Source organism: Lacipirellula parvula (assembly GCF_009177095.1).
GTDB lineage: Bacteria > Planctomycetota > Planctomycetia > Pirellulales > Lacipirellulaceae > Lacipirellula > Lacipirellula parvula.
Genome location: NZ_AP021861.1, coordinates 6,416,124 through 6,435,892, shown reverse-complemented (window position 1 = coordinate 6,435,892; position 19,769 = coordinate 6,416,124). Strand labels below are relative to the sequence as shown.

At 62.6% G+C, this 19,769-nt stretch carries 18 protein-coding genes; 9 read left to right on the top strand and 9 right to left on the bottom strand.

Features of this window, described 5'->3' with window-relative positions; all coding sequences use genetic code 11:
- Both PLANPX_RS25105 and PLANPX_RS25100 read left to right on the top strand, forming a co-directional pair.
- Positions 1–2,367 carry a DUF4159 domain-containing protein gene (locus PLANPX_RS25105; RefSeq protein WP_152101376.1) on the top strand — a complete coding sequence of 789 codons (2,367 nt, stop codon included), beginning with the start codon at positions 1–3 and terminating at the stop codon, positions 2,365–2,367.
- A 280-nt stretch (positions 2,368–2,647) separates the two neighbouring features.
- The gene (locus tag PLANPX_RS25100) at positions 2,648–5,812 is read left to right on the top strand and encodes a bifunctional [glutamate--ammonia ligase]-adenylyl-L-tyrosine phosphorylase/[glutamate--ammonia-ligase] adenylyltransferase (protein ID WP_172992321.1); all 3,165 of its coding nucleotides are present in this window, start codon (positions 2,648–2,650) and stop codon (positions 5,810–5,812) included.
- A 13-nt stretch (positions 5,813–5,825) separates the two neighbouring features.
- Here the strand turns inward: PLANPX_RS25100 and PLANPX_RS25095 are convergent, their stop codons facing one another.
- Together PLANPX_RS25095 and PLANPX_RS25090 are read right to left on the bottom strand one after the other, a co-directional pair.
- Positions 5,826–6,149, bottom strand: coding sequence for a P-II family nitrogen regulator (locus tag PLANPX_RS25095; RefSeq protein ID WP_152101374.1), 324 nt, complete (start codon positions 6,147–6,149; stop codon positions 5,826–5,828).
- A gap of 88 nt (positions 6,150–6,237) precedes the next feature.
- Entirely contained in the window at positions 6,238–6,627 is a 390-nt protein-coding gene (locus tag PLANPX_RS25090; RefSeq protein ID WP_152101373.1) for a 2Fe-2S iron-sulfur cluster-binding protein, read from the bottom strand.
- Positions 6,628–6,880: 253 nt separating this feature from the next.
- Between PLANPX_RS25090 and PLANPX_RS25085 the strand changes: the two genes are divergently transcribed.
- The 4 genes from PLANPX_RS25085 (at position 6,881) to PLANPX_RS25070 (ending at position 9,158) form a co-directional block, all read left to right on the top strand.
- Complete coding sequence (locus tag PLANPX_RS25085) at positions 6,881–7,141, top strand: hypothetical protein (protein ID WP_152101372.1); 261 nt, start codon at positions 6,881–6,883, stop codon at positions 7,139–7,141.
- A 126-nt stretch (positions 7,142–7,267) separates the two neighbouring features.
- On the top strand, positions 7,268–8,062 hold the full coding sequence (locus PLANPX_RS25080) for a thymidylate synthase (protein WP_152101371.1): 795 nt from the start codon (positions 7,268–7,270) through the stop codon (positions 8,060–8,062).
- On the top strand, positions 8,059–8,553 hold the full coding sequence (locus PLANPX_RS25075; RefSeq protein WP_152101370.1) for a dihydrofolate reductase: 495 nt from the start codon (positions 8,059–8,061) through the stop codon (positions 8,551–8,553). Before PLANPX_RS25080 ends, PLANPX_RS25075 begins: the two co-directional genes overlap by 4 nt.
- Positions 8,553–9,158: a DNA-3-methyladenine glycosylase I gene (locus tag PLANPX_RS25070; RefSeq protein WP_152101369.1), complete on the top strand. Its 606-nt coding sequence runs from the start codon at positions 8,553–8,555 to the stop codon at positions 9,156–9,158. The genes PLANPX_RS25075 and PLANPX_RS25070 overlap by 1 nt, the downstream gene beginning before the upstream one ends.
- A 228-nt stretch (positions 9,159–9,386) precedes the next feature.
- Here the strand turns inward: PLANPX_RS25070 and epmA are convergent, their stop codons facing one another.
- The 4 genes from epmA to efp all read right to left on the bottom strand — a co-directional run bounded on the left by epmA (position 9,387) and on the right by efp (position 13,971).
- Positions 9,387–10,352 (bottom strand): EF-P lysine aminoacylase EpmA, encoded by a 966-nt coding sequence (gene epmA, locus PLANPX_RS25065; protein ID WP_152101368.1) that lies wholly within the window; start codon positions 10,350–10,352, stop codon positions 9,387–9,389.
- A complete protein-coding gene (locus PLANPX_RS25060) occupies positions 10,349–12,436 on the bottom strand; it encodes a M48 family metallopeptidase (protein ID WP_152101367.1) in 2,088 nt (695 codons plus the stop codon). Before PLANPX_RS25060 ends, epmA begins: the two co-directional genes overlap by 4 nt.
- A gap of 177 nt (positions 12,437–12,613) precedes the next feature.
- Entirely contained in the window at positions 12,614–13,249 is a 636-nt protein-coding gene (locus PLANPX_RS25055) for a LemA family protein (protein WP_152101366.1), read from the bottom strand.
- Positions 13,250–13,392: 143 nt separating this feature from the next.
- Positions 13,393–13,971, bottom strand: a complete 579-nt coding sequence (gene efp / locus PLANPX_RS25050) for an elongation factor P (protein WP_152101365.1) — start codon at positions 13,969–13,971, stop codon at positions 13,393–13,395.
- A gap of 194 nt (positions 13,972–14,165) precedes the next feature.
- Between efp and epmB the strand changes: the two genes are divergently transcribed.
- Entirely contained in the window at positions 14,166–15,197 is a 1,032-nt protein-coding gene (gene epmB, locus PLANPX_RS25045) for an EF-P beta-lysylation protein EpmB (protein ID WP_232536239.1), read from the top strand.
- 109 nt (positions 15,198–15,306) lie between these two features.
- Positions 15,307–16,398, top strand: a complete 1,092-nt coding sequence (rlmN, locus tag PLANPX_RS25040) for a 23S rRNA (adenine(2503)-C(2))-methyltransferase RlmN (protein WP_152101363.1) — start codon at positions 15,307–15,309, stop codon at positions 16,396–16,398.
- Positions 16,399–16,491: 93 nt separating this feature from the next.
- Here rlmN and PLANPX_RS25035 read toward each other — a convergent pair whose 3' ends face one another.
- Positions 16,492–17,403: a DNA-methyltransferase gene (locus PLANPX_RS25035; protein WP_152101362.1), complete on the bottom strand. Its 912-nt coding sequence runs from the start codon at positions 17,401–17,403 to the stop codon at positions 16,492–16,494.
- A 254-nt stretch (positions 17,404–17,657) separates the two neighbouring features.
- Between PLANPX_RS25035 and PLANPX_RS25030 the strand changes: the two genes are divergently transcribed.
- Positions 17,658–18,503, top strand: a complete 846-nt coding sequence (locus tag PLANPX_RS25030; RefSeq protein ID WP_152101361.1) for a sugar phosphate isomerase/epimerase family protein — start codon at positions 17,658–17,660, stop codon at positions 18,501–18,503.
- A gap of 134 nt (positions 18,504–18,637) precedes the next feature.
- Here the strand turns inward: PLANPX_RS25030 and PLANPX_RS25025 are convergent, their stop codons facing one another.
- Together PLANPX_RS25025 and PLANPX_RS25020 are read right to left on the bottom strand one after the other, a co-directional pair.
- Entirely contained in the window at positions 18,638–19,024 is a 387-nt protein-coding gene (locus PLANPX_RS25025; protein ID WP_152101360.1) for a DoxX family protein, read from the bottom strand.
- Positions 19,025–19,204: 180 nt separating this feature from the next.
- The gene (locus PLANPX_RS25020; protein ID WP_152101359.1) at positions 19,205–19,663 is read right to left on the bottom strand and encodes an SRPBCC family protein; all 459 of its coding nucleotides are present in this window, start codon (positions 19,661–19,663) and stop codon (positions 19,205–19,207) included.
- Positions 19,664–19,769 lie beyond the last annotated feature (106 nt).

Here is a 19,769-nt window from a genome sequence, read left to right as displayed (position 1 = left end):
ATGCGCTGTCGATCGCTATTCATCTCGGCATTGGCCGCCGTCGTCGCGCTGGCGCCCATGCTCCGTGTATCGGCACAACAGCCCTCGCTCACCGCTGAGCAAGTCCGCCAGTCAATTACCCAAGGCGTCGACTACCTGCTGAATGAACAATCGGGGCAGGGGACTTGGGATGATATGACCGAATATCCGGGCGGCGTCACGGCGCTCTGCACGCTGGCGCTGTTGACGGCCGGCGTCGAGCCGAGCCACCCGAAGATTCAAAAGTCGCTCGCCTATCTTCGCACGTTGCAGCCGGAAAAGACGTACACCGTCGCTTTACAGACGATGGCCCTGTGCGAGGGAGAACCAACCAAGGACCTGGCCCTTATTCAGAAGAACGCACTCTGGCTGTCGCGGGTTCAGATTACCCAAGGTCCCAGAACTGGTAGCTGGTCGTACCCCCTCGGCCCGGGGGTCGGCGGCGATAATAGCAACTCGCAGTTTGCCGTACTCGCGCTCCACGAGGCCGAGCGCGTCGGCGCCAAGGTCGATCCCGTTGTTTGGAAGTTGGCCGCCACCTATTGGAAAGAGTGCCAGAACCCCGACGGCTCGTGGGGCTACCAGCCCGAAAATATGCCCGGCTCAGGCAGCATGACCTGCGCCGGCGTCGGCGCGTGGATCATTTGCTCCGGCAAAGTCGCCGCGGCGGCGGCCGAAGCCGACGCCAACGGCATCCAGTGTTGCCTGCCGCCTGACCAGAACGACGTGCTGGAGCGGGCGCTCGTCTGGCTGGGCCGCAACTTTTCCGTTCGCCGCAACCCGGGGCAGCCGGGCGCTGCCAGTCAGTGGCAGTTCTACTATTTGTACGGCTTGGAGCGGGTGGGTAGACTTTCCGCTCGGCGGTTCATCGGCGATCACGATTGGTACCGCGCCGGCGCCGAGTACCTCATCAGCCGCCAAGATCAATTCAATCACCAGTGGCTTGGCGAAGGACACTCTGAAGACAATCCGCATGTTGCCACTTCGCTCGCGCTGCTCTTCCTTTCGAAGGGCCGGCGGCCGGTGCTGATGGCGAAAGTAAAACATGGGCCGGGCGAAGATTGGAATCGGCACCCCAGCGACGTCGCGAATCTCACCGCGTACGTCGAACGCGAGTGGGATCTCAACCTCACTTGGCAAATCCTCGATCCACAGGCGGCGACCGTCGAAGACTTGCTCCAGGCGCCGGTGCTATTCGTCAGCGGCAGCCAGCCACCGGAACTCGGCGGCCTCGAGACGAAGTTCCGCGATTACATCGATCGCGGCGGCTTCATCTTTGCCGAAGCTTGCTGCATCGATGGCAGCGGGTTCAAAGATGGAATGAAGAAGTTCCTCGACAAGATCTTTCCCGAAGGCGAATACAAGCTGCGGCAAGCAGGCCCCGAGCATCCGATCTGGCGGATCGACCGATTGGTGCGGCCCGACTCGCCGTATATCGGCCGAATTTGGACGATCGAATATGGCTGCCGCACGTGCGTCGTCTTCTCCGAGGTCGACCTTTCATGCTACTGGGAAGTCTTCGGTCGCGGCCGGCTTGATAACATCCCGCAGCAGACCATGCTGCGCATTGAAGACGCCAACACTATTGGCCTCAACGTGATGGCGTACGCCACCAACCGCGAGCCGAAAGGGAAGGAAGAATCGTTTCTGGCAAGCGACTTGGCTGATCTCGACGCCAATGCGGATCGCGGCGTCATCCGCATCGCGAAGTTAATGCATGGCGGCGGCTGCAACGACGCTCCCGGAGCCTTAGCGAATCTGCTCCGCTCGGCGTCGCAGGGCGAACTAAAGCTGCAGATCAGCCAGCAGCCGTTTGAAATCTCGGCCAGCGATCCGGCGCTCCCGCGGTTCCACATGGCGTTCATGCACGGGCGGCACGACTTCCGCTTCACGCCGGAAGAGCGGAAGTCGCTCCGCACTTACCTAGAGAATGGCGGCCTGCTGTTCGCCGACTCGATTTGTGCGAGCAAAGAGTTCACGGCCGCGTTCCATCGTGAGATCGAGATCGTGCTCGAAGGCGCCAAGCTGACGCGCATCCCCGTCGACAATCCGCTCTTCACCGATGCGGCCGGCGGTTTCAACATTCAGCAAGTGAGCCGCCGCGAACCCGCCGCCGCTCAGGCGGGGCAGCCGATTCGCTCGCGCGTGCAAAAGGTGCAGCCGGAACTTGAGGGGATCGAACTCGACGGCCGGCTAGCGGTCATTTTCTCACCCTACGACATCAGCTGCGCGCTCGAACAGCACGAAGCGCTGCAATGCCGCGGCTACACTCGCGAAGACGCCGCCAAGATCGCTCTCAACGTGCTGCTTTACTCGCTGAGTCCTGAAGCGGGGATGAAGGTTCCGTAGGAGAGCCCGCGAATCACGCGAATCTTCGCGAATGGAATTAAATCAGCCAGTTCTTGATTCGCGTTCATTCGCGTAATTCGCGGGTCGGCATTTTCCCGCTGAAATCGCGTTCCAGTTGCTTCCGCGGCCCGCTGCTGAGAGAATGAATGGGCTCGCCCCGCAGCGGCGAGCGGCCGAGGCAACGGCCCACTTTCGACCCACCTTCGCACTGAGTTTGTAGGCGGCCCAGGGTAGGGGGGAGCGCTCACTCCTCATCGCTATGCCAGGGCAAACATCTCCGATGCAGATCGACCGCCTACGGACCATGCTCGACGCCCCGGCTGAAGCCGAAGGTTGGCTGCGTCCGCTCGGCTTCGCCGATATCCGCACGGGGCACGACAATCTCACCCGGCTGGCCATGGCTGGGGTGCCTCTCGATTTGCTGGGAACGCTGTGCGAGCAGTTCGCTGCGGTGGCGCCAAAGCTCGCCGACCCCGACATGGCGCTCAATAACCTTGAGCGCTACCTGCTCGCCTCGCGCAGCCCGCTAGCCGCGGCGGCGCTTTTTGAACGCGATCGGCAGGCGCTCGCTCCGCTGCTGCTGTTGTTCAATGCGAGCCAGAACCTTTCGGACATGCTCTGCACCGATCCGGAGAGTTACGATCTCTTGCGGATGACGGGCGGCCGGGCCGTCGCCCGCGACATGCTGGTCGAGGAACTGGTCGCCGACGTCCGCGCGCTCAGCAGCGAAGACGAAGTGATGGCGGCGCTGCGGCGGTTCAAGCGGCGTGAAACGCTTCGCATTGCTTACGGCGACATTGTGAAAGGGCATTCCGTCGCCAAAGTGACGCGGCAGATTTCTTACGTCGCCGACGCGATCGTCGAGGCGGCCGTCGACTTCGCTACTCGCCAAGTGACGGAAAAACAATTCAAGCGCAACGGCCGCAACCTTCGCCCGCCGCACTTTGTGGTGCTGGCGCTCGGCAAGCTTGGCGGTCGCGAACTGAACTATTCGAGCGACATCGACTTGGTGATGCTCTACCAAGACGCCGAGGGAGTGAGCGGCACGCCCGACACCGACGGCGGCGAGTTCGCTCAACGGCTCGCCCGCGAGGTGATCAAACTCCTTACCGAATCGACTGATCTCGGTTTCGCTTACCGCGTCGACATGCGATTGCGACCCGACGGCAGCCAGGGGCAGCTTTGTACCCGCATCGACCAGGCGCTCGCCTACTACGATACCCGTGGCCGCACGTGGGAACGGCAGGCCTACGTGAAGGCCCGCGCGATCGCCGGCGACATCGAACTGGGGAAGACCTACCTCCACCACCTGCGGCCGTGGATCTACCGCCGTTATCTCAGCCTCGCCGATATCACCGGCATCAAGGGCCTGAAGCGAAAGATCGAGAAGCACGCTGAGGAGGCAGGCGTCGCCGAACGGCATGTGAAGACCGGCCGCGGCGGCATTCGCGACATCGAATTCGTCATCCAGTTCTTGCAACTGCTCAACGGCGGCGCCATTCCGGCGCTGCGCACCGGCAACACCCTCGCCGCGATCGAACGGCTCGAGCAGGCTGGTTGTCTCACTCACCAGGAACAGACGATCCTGGAGGACAACTACAGCTTCCTCCGCAAGGTGGAGCATCGTCTGCAGATCATGTTCGACCTGCAAACGCATGAGCTGCCGGTCACCGACGTTGAAATTCACAAGCTCGCTCGTCGCCTCGGCTACCGCGCTGCGGGGGGCGTGACGGCGCTTGAGGCGTTCAAGAAGGACTACGCCGATCGCACCGCGGTCAATCGCCGCATCCTCGATCACCTGCTGCACGACGCCTTCCCTGAACGCGCGGAGACCGAGCCGGAGATCGATCTGGTCAACGATCCCGATCCTTCGCCGGAGACGATCGAGCGCGTGCTGGAGCGATATCATTTCCGCGACGTCCACGCGGAGTACGACAACCTGATGTCGCTTGCCAGCGAGAGCATTCCGTTTCTCTCGACGCGGCGCTGCCGGTTGTTTCTCGCCTCGATCGCGCCGCGACTGTTGGCGGCGATTGCAACAACGCCCGATCCCGATGCGACGCTCATCACGCTCAGCCGCGTGAGCGATTCGCTCGGCGGTAAGGCAGCGTTGTGGGAACTGTTCAGCAGCAATCGCCCGTCGCTCAATCTGTACGTCACGCTCTGTGCGGCGTGCCCCTACCTGGCGAGCATCCTCACCAGCAACCCGGGCATGATCGACGAGCTGATGGACAGCCTCATCGTGGAGAGGCTTCCCGACCTGGCGCGGCTCAAGGCATCGCTCGCCGAGTTGACCCGCGGGGCGGAAGATCTCGAGCCGATTCTGCTCAGCTTCAAGCACGCTCAGCATCTGCGCGTCGGCGTCCGCGACATCGTCGGCAAAGACGATGTGCAAGACACGCACGCCGCGCTCAGCGACGTCGCCGAGGCTTGCTTGCAAGAAATCGCCGTCGCCGAGACGGTGAAGCTGATCGACAAGCTCGGTCAACCGACGATCGGTCAGCTAAGCGGGATCGAAAACGCTGAGGGCGAGTTCCCGGCGTGGTCGCCGCGGCCGGAGCAAGTCGGCCAGCCCAGCGAGCTGGTCGTCCTCGCGCTCGGCAAACTCGGCGGTCGCGAACCGAACTACCACAGTGATCTCGACCTCGTGTTTTTGTACGACGGCGAAGGATCGACGATCCCCGGCCGCCGCGGCGCCTCGACGAGCAACAGTCACTTCTTCAGCGAACTCGGCCAGCGGATTATCAAAGCGGCGACGCAGTTCGGCCCGCATGGCCGGCTGTACGAAGTCGACCCGCGACTGCGGCCGACGGGGCGAAGCGGCGCCCTGGCGATGCCGCTGTCGTCGTTCGTCCGTTACTTCCGTGAGGGAGAGGGGCAGCTCTGGGAGCGACTCGCCCTTTGCAAGTCGCGAGTGATCGTGGGCTCGCCGGAAGCGGCGCAGCGGGCGATGAGCGCGGTGACCGATTCGATCTACTGCCGGCCGTGGCGTTCGCAAGACGCCCAAGAGATCAAAGAGATGCGACAACGGCTCCGCGAGTCGGCTTCGTCGCAGAATCTCAAACGTGCCGCTGGCGGTACGATGGACGCCGAGTTCATCGTGCAGATGCTGCAATTGAAGCACGGCCTTGATTTACCGCAGATTCGCGTGCCGGGAACGATTGCCGCGCTCGAAGCATTGCAAGCTGCCGGCGTGCTCGGCAAGGACGACGCCCGTTCGCTCGCGGCGAGCTATCGTTTCCAGCGGAGCGTCGAGGCCCGCATCCGGCTGATGGATTCGGCCGGCCGGCACGAGTTCCCCGACGAACCGCGGGAACTGGAGAAGCTGGCGTTCCTACTCGGCTACGCCGACGTCGATCGGCTGGTGCAAGAAGTCGACCAAACCTGGCGCGACACGCGCGAACGGTTCGATCGCATTTTCAACGAAGCTGCGGCTGCGGAATAGCTCGCGCTACGCGCTAAAACTTTCCGCCCAGCACCGCTTCGTACGACTGCGCCGACAGCACAAAGATCTTGCCGTCGCCCATCCGACCGGTGCGGGCCGCTTCGACCATTTTGCGGATCACTTCCTCCGCACGCATGTCGTCGACCCAGGCGGTGATCTCGACCTTCGGCAGAAACGCCTCGGCATATTCGCTGTCGGCATACTCGTCGAGATAGCTCTTCTGCCGGCCGACGCCCTTCACCTCGCGGACATGGACCGCCTCGAGCGGCGCGCGGCGGAGGCCTTCGAGAATCCGCTCGGCGAGGAAGGGTTTGACGATGGCGACGACTTGTTTCATGGGAGCGGTCAGCTTTCAGCGGTCAGCAATCAGCCCGGGCAACTGCGACGAACGCCTTTCATTCTAACCGACCGCCGCCGGCCGCTGGCTAGCTGAAAAAGTTCTCGCCGAAGAGGTCGATCTCGGGGCCGGTTTGCACCTCGACGTCGCCGTTCACTTCAGTGTAGCAGGCGAGCCGCATCGTTTGCTCGTTGCCGACATAGGCGAGGGCGGCCATCGGGTCGGGCACCGGTACCCGGAACTTGAACTTTTCCATGCTCCCCATCGGGCTGGTATTTTCCATCCCCTTGGTAATCAGCACCCGGCACATGCCGCATTGGCCGAGGCCGTGGCAGTTGACGTACTGATTGATCGTGGCGCCGAAGCCGTTGATTCCCTGGTAAAGGTTGATGCCAGCCTCGATGGCGGACTTCCGCAGGTTGGCCCCGCGAGGAACTTCAATTTCCTTTTTTTCCTTAATGAACTTGATAATCGGCATGGCCTGCTGATTCCTGTAAGCTGCATCAGGAGGGAAGAGAGGGGCGGTAGCCGCGAGGCCCCGCCGAGCGATACCATACTGTAACGCGCCCCCCGCGGCCACGAAAGTAGAGCCCCGCGGCGCGCCGATGGAGCAAAAACGCCCGCCTCCACGGCCCGCTAAGCCGCTAGCGGCGAGCCCTGCCGTTGAATCGACAACACCGAACACCCCATTTAGCCGCGAGCCGTCAGGCCGCGCCAGGAGCACCCGCTCGATGGACCGCCAATATTCAAAGTTCCAGCAAAAGGCGATTCAGAACTTCTACGACAACCGCGAGTCGATCTCGCTGCAGCGACTCGGCGAACTGGTGACCGACCTGTACCTCGCCGAAGGCAAGGGCCGCGCGACCAAGTGGAAGCAAATCGCTACCGCCCTAGAACGCGCCGGCGTGCCGAAGACCGAGATCGACCATCTGCTGAAGAAGGACGACGTGACGCTGTTGGCGAAGAAGGTGACGGAACTCACAGGCAAATAGGAAAGTGAATAGTGAATGACGAATGACGAAATCCGAATGACGAATGGGAGGACTTCAACTCTGTTCAGAGTCGAGCCCTCGCTAGTTCTCATTCGTCATTCGTGCTTCGTCATTCGTCATTAGCACATGCGGCAATACCTCGACCTTCTCGACCACGTCCTGCAGCACGGCGTTCACAAGAGCGACCGCACCGGCACCGGCACGCGCAGCGTCTTCGGCTATCAGATGCGATTCAATCTGGCCGAGGGCTTTCCGCTCGTCACGACGAAGAAGGTCCACCTGCGGTCGATCATCCACGAGCTCTTGTGGTTCCTCCGCGGCGAGACGAACATCGAGTATCTCACGCAAAACGGCGTGAGCATCTGGAACGAGTGGGCCGACGCCGACGGCGAGCTTGGCCCCGTTTACGGCAAGCAGTGGCGCAGTTGGGCGACCCCCGACGGCGGTTCGATCGACCAGATGCAAGCCGTCGTCGAGCAGATCAAAAAGAACCCTGACTCGCGGCGCCTGATCGTCAGTGCCTGGAACGTCGCCGACGTGGCGCAGATGGCGCTGCCGCCGTGCCACTTGCTGTTCCAGTTCTACGTCGCCGAGGGGCGGCTCTCGTGCCAGCTCTACCAGCGGAGCGCCGACATCTTCCTCGGCGTGCCGTTCAACATCGCCTCCTACGCGCTGCTGACGATGATGGTCGCCCAGGCGACCGGCCTGCAGCCGGGCGATTTCGTCCACACGCTCGGCGACGCCCACCTCTACGACAATCATCTGGAGCAGGCGCGGCTGCAGCTATCGCGCGAGCCGCGCCCACTGCCGACGATGCGGCTCAACCCGGCGGTGAAGGATTTATTCGCGTTCAAGTTCGACGACTTTGAACTGCTGAACTACGATCCGCACCCGCACATCAAGGCCCCGGTGGCGGTATGATCGTCTCGCTGATCGTCGCCGCGGCGGAGAACGACGTCATCGGCCGGCAGAACGATCTGCCGTGGCGGCTCTCGGCCGACCTGCAGCGGTTCAAAAAACTGACGATGGGCCACGCCGTCGTCATGGGGCGGAAGACGTACGAATCGATCGGCCGGCCGCTGCCGGGACGGCGGATGATCGTCGTCACGCGGCAAGCAGATTACCAAGCCGACGGCGTAGAAGTCGTCGGCAGCATGGAGGCCGCCGTCGAACTCGCGGCGAGTTCCGGCGAGACGGAGGTGTTCATCATCGGCGGGGCGGAAATCTTCGCCCACTTCCTGCCGCGGGCGGAGCGGCTATACTGGACGCGCGTTCATGCCAACGTCGACGGCGACGTACGCTTCCCGGCGTTCGATCGCGGCGCGTGGCGGCTCGTGGAATCGGTTCGCCACGAAGCCGACGCGAAGAATGAGCATCCGTATAGCTTCGAACTCTACGAACGAGTCCCCTGATGCCTGCTGCCAAGAAGGAAGTCGTCCGTTGCACCTGGGCCATGGGCGGCAACGAACTCTACCACCAGTATCACGACGAGGAATGGGGCGTTCCCGTCTATGACGACCGAAAGCAGTTCGAGTTCCTCACGCTCGAAAGCGCCCAGGCGGGGTTGAGCTGGTCGACGATCCTCAACAAACGCGAGGGCTACCGCCGGGCGTTCGCCGACTTCGATCCAGTGCAGGTCGCCCGTTTCACCGAGAAGCGAATCGAAAAGATCCTCACTGATCCCGGCATCGTGCGGAACCGCCTGAAGGTGAAGGCCGCGGTCACGAACGCTCAGCTGTTTCTGCAGGTGCAGGAAGAGTTCGACGGCTTCGCCCGCTACCTGTGGCAGTTCGTCGACGGCCGACCGATTCAGAATCGTTGGGAAGCCCACAAGCAAGTCCCAGCGACGTCGCCCGAGTCGGACGCGGCAAGCAAAGATTTGAAGAAGCGAGGCTTCAAGTTCGTCGGCAGCACGATCATCTATGCCCACATGCAAGCCACGGGCCTAGTGAACGACCACCTCGCCACCTGCTTCCGTTATCATCCCTGCGCAAAGCTGGCCAAGAAAAAATGGTAGCCGCGGGTCAACGAGTTTGCTGCCGCGAGTACACGGGCGCCGGAGCGGTGATAAGAAGAGGCGACCGCCAAGGAATACGGGGAGATTTACCACGAAACACACGAAGCACACTAAACAAACAGAGCGTGCGATTTAACGCTTCCAAACTTTGGTGTGCTTCGTGTGTTTCGTGGCAAAAAGTATTTCCCCTTGGCGCTCTTGGCGTCCTTGGCGGTTCAATTCTTAGACCTACCAAGTGAAAGCCATCACATCGTCGATGGTAGTCGCCCCACCGGCCAGCATCGCAAGTCGATCAAACCCCAGCGCACACCCACTGCACGCCGGTAGCCCCGGATCGGCCATCGCCGCCAGCAGCCGCTCCGGCAGCGGCAGGGCAGGGCGGTTGTCGGCAGAGCGTTGGCGGTTCACTTCTTCCAACCGGGTGCGCAGCGCCGCGGCGTCGGTCAATTCGTGGTAGCCGTTCGCCAGTTCGATGCCGTGCCAGTAAAGTTCGAACCGCTCGCCGACGAGCGTTCCGTCCGCACGCGTCGCCGTCACCGCGAGCGCCGATTGGGTGGCTGGATAGTCGTAGAGAATTTCGGGCCAATCGGCGCCAAGCCGCGGCTCGACCACGTCGGCCAGCAGCAGGTTGAGCCATTCGTCGCGGTCGTCGGCGTGAATTCCCTCGGGGACGGCGACGTGCAAACGCTTCGCGGCCGCGGCCAGTTCGGCGCAGTTCGCATGGTGAGCATCAACGCCCGCGTGCGTGCGGAACGCCTCGGCGTACGTCGTACGAGTCGCTACCGACGAACCCGCAACCGCCTGGCACAACTCGTCAAGCAATTGCATCCCCGCCGCCATGCCATCGCCGGTGCGGTACCACTCAACCATCGTGAACTCAGGATTATGAATCGCTCCGCGCTCGCCGTAGCGGAACGATCGCGTCACCTGAAAGATCGCCGGCAGCCCCTCGCAGAGGAGCCGCTTCATGTGGAGCTCGGGGGATGCTTGCAGAAAGCCGAACGCCTGTTTGTGCGATGCATCGCCCACGCCAAACGGCTCAATATGCAGCTCCGGAATAATCTCCGCATCAACGACCGGCGTCTCAACTTCCAGAAACCCGCGTTCCGCAAAGAACCCGCGCAGCCGCGCGAGCATCGCCGCTCGCTGGCGTAGCCGCTCATGTCGCAACGCTAACTCGTTGCCGCCGCTCATGACGCCACGCTGTCGTGAGCAAACGTCGCCGGCCCGCCCGGCAGCAGCGGCGGCATCGGGCAGTCGAGCATGTCGCAGACGCCGCGGAGAAGCTCGGCTTCAGCGACTGTCACTTCGCGGTCGGCACAGATTACCGCGGCGCAGGCGGCGACCAACGGCCGCCGCTTTTTGTCGGCGACGCGCGAGAGGTCGTCGAGCGCCTTGCTCAGCTGGTCGAGGCCGCACTCTTCGGGCGTTAGCAACTTCACGGCGATGCCTTGCAGCTTCTCGGCGCCGCGGGCGAGCGCTTTGGGCGCCTCGTCGACGCGATTGTCGGCATACGCCAGCGTCGACAGCAATACCGAGCACTGCGGCCCCATCTTTTGCAGACCGTAGTAAGCGATCCGCGGCGCGGCAGTCTTTTCAAACTGCGGCGTTAAGTGACGCAGCAGCACGCGGTAGAGCGTCCACTCGAACAACCCTAGGCGATTGTCCGCCGCGACGAGTTCCTTGAAGCAGGCGAGGAACTCTTTGTATTGCGTCGGCGACATCGCTCGCAGCGACGGCAATGCCATGTCGACCAGCGGCAACCGCGCCCGCACGTCGAGCAAGTCGATGTACGGCAAGAGTTTGTTCGTCAGGTCGACGATGTCGGGCGTCGCAAGCTCGCGAAGCCGCTTGAGTTGCTTCGACCGAATCTCGCGATCTTTATCCGCGAGCAAACCGAACACAACGGCCCGCGCGCCGTAGGTTTCGTGAACAGAATCGCGCACGAGCGGCGGCAGCGAGCCAACGAGCGCCGCGGCATACTTGCGATGGGCTTCCTGCGGATCGCCCACCTGATCGGCTGCCTTCGCGACGACGGCGAGCGGCACTACCTCGGCCGGCGATCCGCCTGGGACGATCACCGGACCTTCAGAAACTGCAGCCGCCGTGGCGAGTGCCGCCGCAGCCCCCGCAATGCCGCCGGCCGCGAGGCCCGGCACTGGAATCGCCCCCGTGCGCGGCGCTGGGTTGTTGAATGTCGCCGGCGTCACTGGCGGCATCTCGAACGAGCCATCCCACTGCGGTTCGAGCTGTTTGATTCGCGCCGGCAGCGGCGGGTGGGTCGCGGTGAGCGAGGTGAGTCCTTCCCACACGCCTTGGGCGAAGAACAGGTGGCTCGCCTCGCTCGCGTTCGCCGCTTGCAATTTGGAACCAGTGACGGCGCTGCCGATTCGCTTCAGCGCGCCGGCCAGCCCGGTCGGATTGCGCGTGAACTGCACCGCCGAGGCATCGGCCAAGTATTCGCGCTGCCGTGAGAGGGCGGCCTTGATAATGTTGCCCATCAGCGTGCCGAGGAAGCCGAGCGCCATCACAGCGAGGCCAATCAGCAAGAAGTAAATCGCGGCATTCCCCTTGTTGTCCCGGCTGCTGCGCGAGCCCCCCGAGTTCGCCGCCATGCGGAACATGATGCGGCCGATCAATCCGAGCAGCAGGATACCGTGCAGCACGCCGATCAGGCGGATGTTCAGCCGCATGTCGCCGTTGAGGATGTGGCTGAACTCGTGCGCCACGACTCCCTGCAGTTCGTCGCGCGACAGATTCTCGGCAGTCCCGCGGGTGACGGCGACCACCGCATCGCTCGGCGAGTAACCGGCAGCGAAGGCGTTAATGGCTGGCTCTCTGTCCAGCAGAAACACCGGTGGCACCGGCACGCCTGAAGCCAGCGCCATTTCTTCGACGACGTTGAGCAGCCGACGTTCGACGGCGTCGGTGGTGTCGCTATGAATGCGGCGGCCTTGCAAGCTTTCGGCCACAACGTGACCGCCACCCGAAAGCTGCGCCACTTTGAACAAACTGCCGCCGAGGATTAGCAAGAGGGCTCCGCCGCCGGCGCCGACGGGAAGAGCGAGCTCTTCTGGCGATTCATACAGCGGATTGTCGACCAGACCGTTGAGATCGCCCTCCTCGAGCGCCTCCCGGTGTTGGGTCGCTTCCACTGCCACCCACACGACGCCCATCGTCGCCCCGACGATGCCGATCACTCCCAGCACGAACAAAATCACCAGCCACTTCGTGCTGCGGCGAGCCTGATCTTGCCGTTCGAAGAAATCGGTGGCCATGCAGTGATGTCTCGCGGCGACGGCTCAGAGCCGACTAGCAGAATGACGAATGACGAAATCCGAATGACGAATGCCGGCTGACGAACTGTAGTGAGGCGTGTTGCTCGCTAGTTTCGTCATTCGTCATTCGTGCTTCGTCATTTCCCTGAACCGCGTGGCGTACCACGCCAATCGATGTTAGAAGCTCACCTTCGGCGCTTCCGCAATCTGCTTGCTATCGGCAAATTCCAGCAGCTCGGCGTCCTGGCCAAAGCCAAACATTCCGGCGAAGAAGACCGGCGGGAACGACTGGCGGTAGGTGTTGAACTGCATCACCGAATCGTTGTACGCCTGGCGAGCGAACGCGACCTTGTTCTCGGTCGAGGTTAGCTCTTCGGTGAGTTGCGCCATGTTCTGGTTCGCCTTCAGGTCGGGATACGCCTCCGACAACGCGAACAACCGGCCGAGCGTGCCACCCAGGTTCGATTCCGCAGCGGCGAGTTGCTTCATCGCCGCGGGGTCGCCGGGGTTGGCCGAAGCCGCCTGCAGGCCGCCAACAGCAGCGTTACGAGCCGAGATCACCGCTTCGAGGGTCTCGCGCTCGTGCTTCATGTACCCCTTCACGGTTTCGACCAAATTCGGAATCAGGTCGTAACGACGCTTTAGTTGGACTTCGATCTGCGCGAACGAGTTCTCCAACCGATTCCGCAGCGTCACCAGATGGTTGTAGATCCCGACGCCGTACATCAGCGTCACGATGACGATGACGGCGACGACGATCAATGCGATCCAACCGCCGCCGATAGCGGCCAGCGTCAGCGACTCAACAGACATGGCGACGGTCCTTTTCTAGGCGCGGGATATGAAAACCGCGGATCACGCTCATTTCGCTGATGGGCGATGGCATAAGCCCAAGAACACCCCATCCGCGACATCCGTGCAATCCGCGGTTAGTAATTCAACACTACCTCATTCGCTTACGCGTCTGGATCCTTGGCACGTTCAATATATTCACCCGTCCGGGTGTCAATTCGCAGGAAATCGCCGATATTGATGAATGCAGGGGCCAAAATCTCGGCGCCCGTCTCCAGCTTGCACGGCTTCGTGACGTTCGTCGCCGTGTTCCCCTTGGCGCCCGGCTCGCAATATTCAACTTTCAGGACGACGTGATTCGGCGGCGTCACCGCGATCGCCATGTTGTTGTAAACCACCAACTGGCAGTCCATGTTGTCCTTCAGGAACTTCCAGGCGTCGCCGACCGACTCGGCCGACATCTCGTACTGCTCGTAGTCGTCGTTCTTCATGAACACGAACTCTTCGCCCTGACGGTAGAGATATTGGGCGTTGAATTCCGACACGTCGGCCGATTCGAGCGTCTGGCCCGCGCGGTAGGTCTTGTCCATCACCGTGCCGCGAAGCAGGTTCCGCAACTTGCATTCGTACAGGGCGTTGCCCTTGCCCGGCTTGCGGAAGTTCATTTCGATCATGAGGTACGGGATACCGTCGATCTGAACCTTCAGGCCCTTCCGGAAATCGCTGGTCGAGTAAGTTCCCACTGATTTGCTTCCTGTCGTCCGACTGAAAAAGTGTCTCTATTAGTTGGAGCTAGGTGCGGAGCGCGTTCGCTCCCTAGCCGGAGGGCCACGCCCTCCGGACCCGGACCGCGTGGCGGTCCGGCTAGCCGTCACGCATAATGGTCGTTTGGCCGCGCAGCGACTCCCCTTACGCGAAGCCCTTGCCGCAAACCGAATTGAGCATTCTAACCTCTCCAGAATCGGCTGTCCGCGCCCGTTCTACGGCCACCTCGGCCCCGTGGCAGCGGGAGCTGCGCGACTCGATTCGAGACCCCCGGCGGTTGTTCGAGGCCCTCGGTTTGCCGGCGGAATTGGCGGCTGAAGCGGCTGCCGCAGGGGCTGATTTCCCGCTGTTCGTGCCCCCCAGCTACCTCCGCCGGATCGAACGGGGGAACCTGGCCGACCCGCTGTTCCGCCAAGTTTGGCCCGCCGCGGCCGAGACCGAGTCAGTGGTCGGGTTCACCGACGACCCGGTCGAGGACGCCGCATTCGCCCTTCGCCCGGGGCTACTGCAGAAGTACGCCGGCCGGGCCCTGATGGTGGTGACCGGCGCCTGTGCGATCCATTGCCGCTACTGCTTCCGCCGCCATTTTCCGTATGACGAGTCGCCCCCCAACGAACGGGTGTGGGCAGGGGCGGTCGAGACGCTCCGCAACGATCCGACGATCGAGGAGATCATTCTCAGCGGCGGCGACCCGCTCACGGTGGTCGATTCTCGGTTGGCGCGGCTTGCGGAGCAGTTCGCTGCGATCCCGCACCTCCGCCGGCTGCGGATCCACACCCGCCTGCCGGTGATGATCCCCTCGCGGGTAAACGACGAGCTGCTCGCTTGGCTCACCGGCACTAGGCTGACGCCGGTGATGGTGATTCACTCGAACCACGCCCAGGAGCTCGACGCCGAGGTGGCCGCCGCGCTCCGCCGCCTCCGCGAGGCGGGCGTGCTACTGCTCAACCAGGCGGTGCTGCTCCGCGGCGTGAACGACACGGTCGACGCCCAAGCCGACCTCAACCTGCGGCTGATCGACCTCGGCGTGACGCCGTACTATTTGAACCAACTCGACCGCGTCCGCGGATCAGCCCACTTTGAAGTGAGCGTGGAACGGGGCCGCGAGATCATGAAAGAACTCCGCCGCCGTCTGCCAGGCTATGCGGTGCCGCGGTACGTGCAGGACCAACCGGGGGCTGCTCACAAGGTAGCTCTCGCTTAGAAAAATGCAGGTCTCACGCAAAGGCGCGAAGGCGCAAAGAAGAAGACTAACTATCAAGCGTATTCCTTTGCGCCTTCGCGCCTTTGCGTGAAATCCTCCCCGAATTGAAATGTCAAGCGAACTAAGCATCTACGACACGCCAGCGATCGACCGGCTCCGCCATGAGTTGCGGTTTGATCCCCACGCGCTGCGCCGTTACCGAAATGCCCTGCTGAAGCATGGCCGAGCCGACGCCGATGCGGCGACGGAGTTACCTGCCGACGTGCGCGAGGAGTTCCTTCGCCGCGTCGGTCTCCACCCGCTGGAACTGCATTGCCGCAACGACTCGCAGCAGGACGGGGCGTCGAAGCTCCTCTTCCGCACTCGTGCGGGGATGCTTATCGAGTCGGTGATCCTCCGCATCGCCACCGGCCGGACGACGCTCTGCGTATCGAGCCAGGTCGGCTGCGCCGCGGCCTGCGACTTCTGCGCGACCGGCAAGATGGGCATCGCTCAGAACCTGCAGCCCGCGGAGATTCTCGATCAGATCACCCAGTCGCGGCAGATCCTCGCCACCGAGGGCCGGCAGCTCCGCAACCTCGTCTTCATGGGCATGGGCGAGCCGTTCCACAACGAAGAGAACCTGTACGCAACGCTCGAAGCCCTGCAGGCGCCGGAGCTATTCCACCAGCCGCCGAGCCGGATTCTCGTCTCCACCGTCGGCCTGCCTAATGCAATGATCCGCTGCGCTCGGCGGTTCCCCAACCTTAACCTCGCCCTCAGCCTGCACAGCGCTAACCAAGAGACGCGGCAGCAAATCATTCCGCTCGCCAAGCGTTTCCCACTGGCGGAGTTGCGGCGCGCCCTGGTCGAACTGAATCGCATCCAACCGAAGTCGACCGAAGTGATGGTCGAGTACTTAATGCTCGGCGGCGTGAATGATTCGTTGGAGTCGGCGGCGGAACTGGCCGCCTGGCTCGACGGACTGCGCGTCCACGTGAACCTCATCCCATTCAATCCGATCGACGACGCTCCGCACCTGCAGGGCGCCGATCGTCCCACGCGCGAAGCCTTCGGCGCCCACCTCAAATCGGCCGGCCTCAAAACCACCATCCGCTACAGCCTCGGCGCCGACGTCGCCGCAGCGTGCGGGCAGCTGGTTCGCAAGGAGAATCGCAAGCATGCGATTGCGATCAAGACGGCAAATTTGAGCGAAGCGTAGCAGTGGTCATCCTGAGCGGAGCGAAGGATTTAGCGTATCTTGCGAGCATCCAGATTCTTCGCTCCGCTCAGAATGACGTTGCCTTTCGCATGCCTACTTCGCCGCAGCTTTACGCCGATTGCGTGCCTCGAGCGTCACGCCGCTCGCCGTGTTCGGCGAGCTCGACGCTGGATCAGTGGGGCCGTCGAGCGGGTCGCCCGATTTGATCCCCTTCAGCCGCTGGGTGGCGTACTTGGCGTAATCGGCGGAGAGTTCGGTGCCGAGGAACTCCCGGCCCAGCTTCTTCGCCACGGCGAGCGTCGTGCCGCTGCCGGTGAAGGGGTCGAACACCACGTCGCCTGGGTTGCTGCTCACGCGGATGATGCGGCCGAGGAGTTGCTCGGGCATTTGGCAGCCGTGGAAGCCCTGGCGTTCCTTGAACGTCCCGGCGACGCGGGAGTAGTACCACAGGTCGTCCATCGACTGGAAGCTTTCCGGCGCATCTTGCGGGCGGAGGACCCACGTGTCGTCGGGGAGCCGGCCCTTGGGGTTCGCGCGGCTATCGCCGTAGACGAGGGCCCGCGCCGAGGGGACGCGCACCGCGGGGTCTTCGGCGTTGAACGTGAACTGCTTCTCGTCCTTGATGAACTGGAACAGGTGGGCGTGCGAGCGGTTGAACTTCCGCGTGCAGTTGACGCCGAAGGTGTAGTACCAGATGACCCAGCCCCGCATGATGAACGGGCTGGCGATCTGCCGCGTCGCGCCGACCTTCAGCTCCGCGGCGTACTCGTCGCCAATCGCGAGCCAAAACGTGCCGCTCGGCTTGAGGATTCGCGAGATCTCGCCGATCCACTCGCCGCACCAGTCGAGGTATTTGGCGTCTTCCTGGCTGTCATGGTACTTGTCGTACTTGTAGCCGATGTTGAACGGCGGGTCGGCGAACGCGAGATCGACCGAGCTGGTTTCGATCTGACCCATCAATTTCAGGCAGTCGCCCTGATGAATTTTTCCTGGCTTCAGCGGCATCGTGCGACCTGCGAACTAGGCGTCATGCGGTGGAAAATCGTAGAGCAATGCTGTGGAACAAGGTACCAAAGGCCTGCGGCGTTTGCGACACTGGGGGAGTGACGGGGATTTGTCAGTTGTCCGTCGTCAGTGGTCAGTTGCGGCTGCCGCTGGTTCAGGGCCGCCTTCTAATCGCAACTGGCAACGGACTACTGACCACTGGCAGTCCCCTTTGCCACGCTTAAAAATCTCACGGGTGTAGGCAAAACCATCCAATGAAATTCGCCTTCTGCAACGAGATGTTCGGCCAGGAGCCGTTTGATCAGGTCGCTTCAACGATGCGGGCGCTTGGTTACACGGGCGTCGAAATTGCTCCCTTCACATTGTTGCCGCCGACCGAGGCGTTCGACGCGCGGCAGGTTCCCGCGGCGCGGCGGCGCGAGATCCGGCAGCAGGCCGAGGCGGCGGGGCTAGAAGTCGTCGGCCTTCACTGGCTGCTCGCGAAGACCAGCGGGTTTTACCTCACCAGCCCCGACGGCGCAACCCGGCGGGCGACGGCGGACTATCTCAAAGCGCTCGTCGAACTCTGCGGCGAACTCGGCGGCACGCTGATGGTACTCGGCTCGCCGCAACAGCGCAACCTGTTGCCGGGCGTCGGGTACAACGACGCGGAATCATACGCGGCTGAGATTCTGCGGGAAGTGATGCCCGCGTGCGCCGCCCACAACGTGACGATCGCGCTCGAACCGCTCGGCCCCGCCGAGGGGAACTTTATGTTGACCGCGAAGAGCGGCATTCAGCTCGCGAAGCTTGTCGACTCGCCCCATTGCCGGTTGCACCTCGACGTGAAGGCGATGTCGAGCCAGGCGGAGCCGATCGACGTCATCATTCGCGAGAGCCGCGAGTGGCTGGCTCACTTTCATGTGAACGATCCGAATCTGCTCGGCCCCGGGATGGGGCATGTCGAGTATGGGCCGATCCTCACGGCGCTCGATGAAATTGGTTACTCGGGTTGGCTTTCGCTGGAGGTGTTTAAGTACGAGCCGAGCCCGCGCGAAATCGCCGAGCAGAGCATTGAGTACTTGCGGAAGATTGAAGCGGCGATTGCGAATGACGGTTGATTGTTTTGTTTCCTCTGGTTCCCTCCCCTTGAGGGGGAGGGTTAGGGAGGGGTGATTGCTGCGTGTACCAGACGCCCACCCCCTCCCCAGCCCTCCCCTCAAGGGGGAGGGGGCCAGAAGATATTTCGGAGTTGCTAGTCGGAGATCGGCTTCGGCGGGGCGGTGAAGGCGGCAGTAAAGACGCGGCCGTCGCGGAGGCCGAGGGCGATCCAGACCAGTACGCCCATGATCACCGGGAAGATGAACTGGTCACTGACGCGGACATGGGTGGAGATGGCGCCGCCGAGGTATGCGGTCACCAGTACGGCGCCGACGAATGCGGTGCGGGGGATGAGGTAGAGAATCGCCACGGCGATCTCGATGACGCCGATCGTCTTCATTATCTCGACGCCCCAGCCCATCTTGGCGAACATCTCTTCTTTGCCCTCGAAGTCCATGAACTTGCCAGGGGCGCTGAGGAAGATCATCATCGCCGCGATGAGGACGCTCAGGACCCAGCCGATGATTTTTTTCACGTTCATTGCAGACTCGCTATTCGGTAATTGGTTTGATTGTTGAGGAAAGAAATTGTGGGAGGCGTCTCCGACGCCGAGGGCGGTTACCGCTTCGTTGTATGTTTGTTACTCAACGCGTAATCGGGGTCGGAGACCCCTCCCACAAACTATTGAGACCTTCCGCATCGCCGATATCGATTCGGCCGCTTACTCGCCGTCGGGGATGCTGGGCTCGACGAGGTTCGCCAGTTGGCCGAGCGATTCTTGCCAGCCGAGGTAACACATTTCGGTGGGGATCGCCGCGGGGATTCCTTCTTGGACGATGTTTAGTTCGGTTCCGCACAGGACCGGCTTGAAGGTGATCGTGACGTTCATCTCGCCCGGCAGGCCGGGGGCGTCGAAGCGGTCGGTGTGGACGATTCGTTCGTTGGGGACGAGCTCGACGTACTTCGCGCTGAAACTGTGGGCCGAGCCGGTGCCGAAGTTGGTGAACGACATGCGGTAACCGCCGCCGACCCGGGCGTCGATCTCGTGAACCTGGCCGATGAACCCATGCGGCGGCAGCCAGCGGGCCATCGCGTCGCCATCGACGAAGGCCTTGTAGACGCGGTTGGCAGGGGCGCGGAGGACGCGGTGCAAGCGGACGGTTCCTGTGGCGCTGGACATGCTGCTATCTCCCGTGGACGGTTGTGCGTTGAATTTTTCGCCCGCGAATCGGGCCTTTGTCTAGTAGTCGATTGCCTGGAGCCGGAATCGACAGGGGGGAGAAATT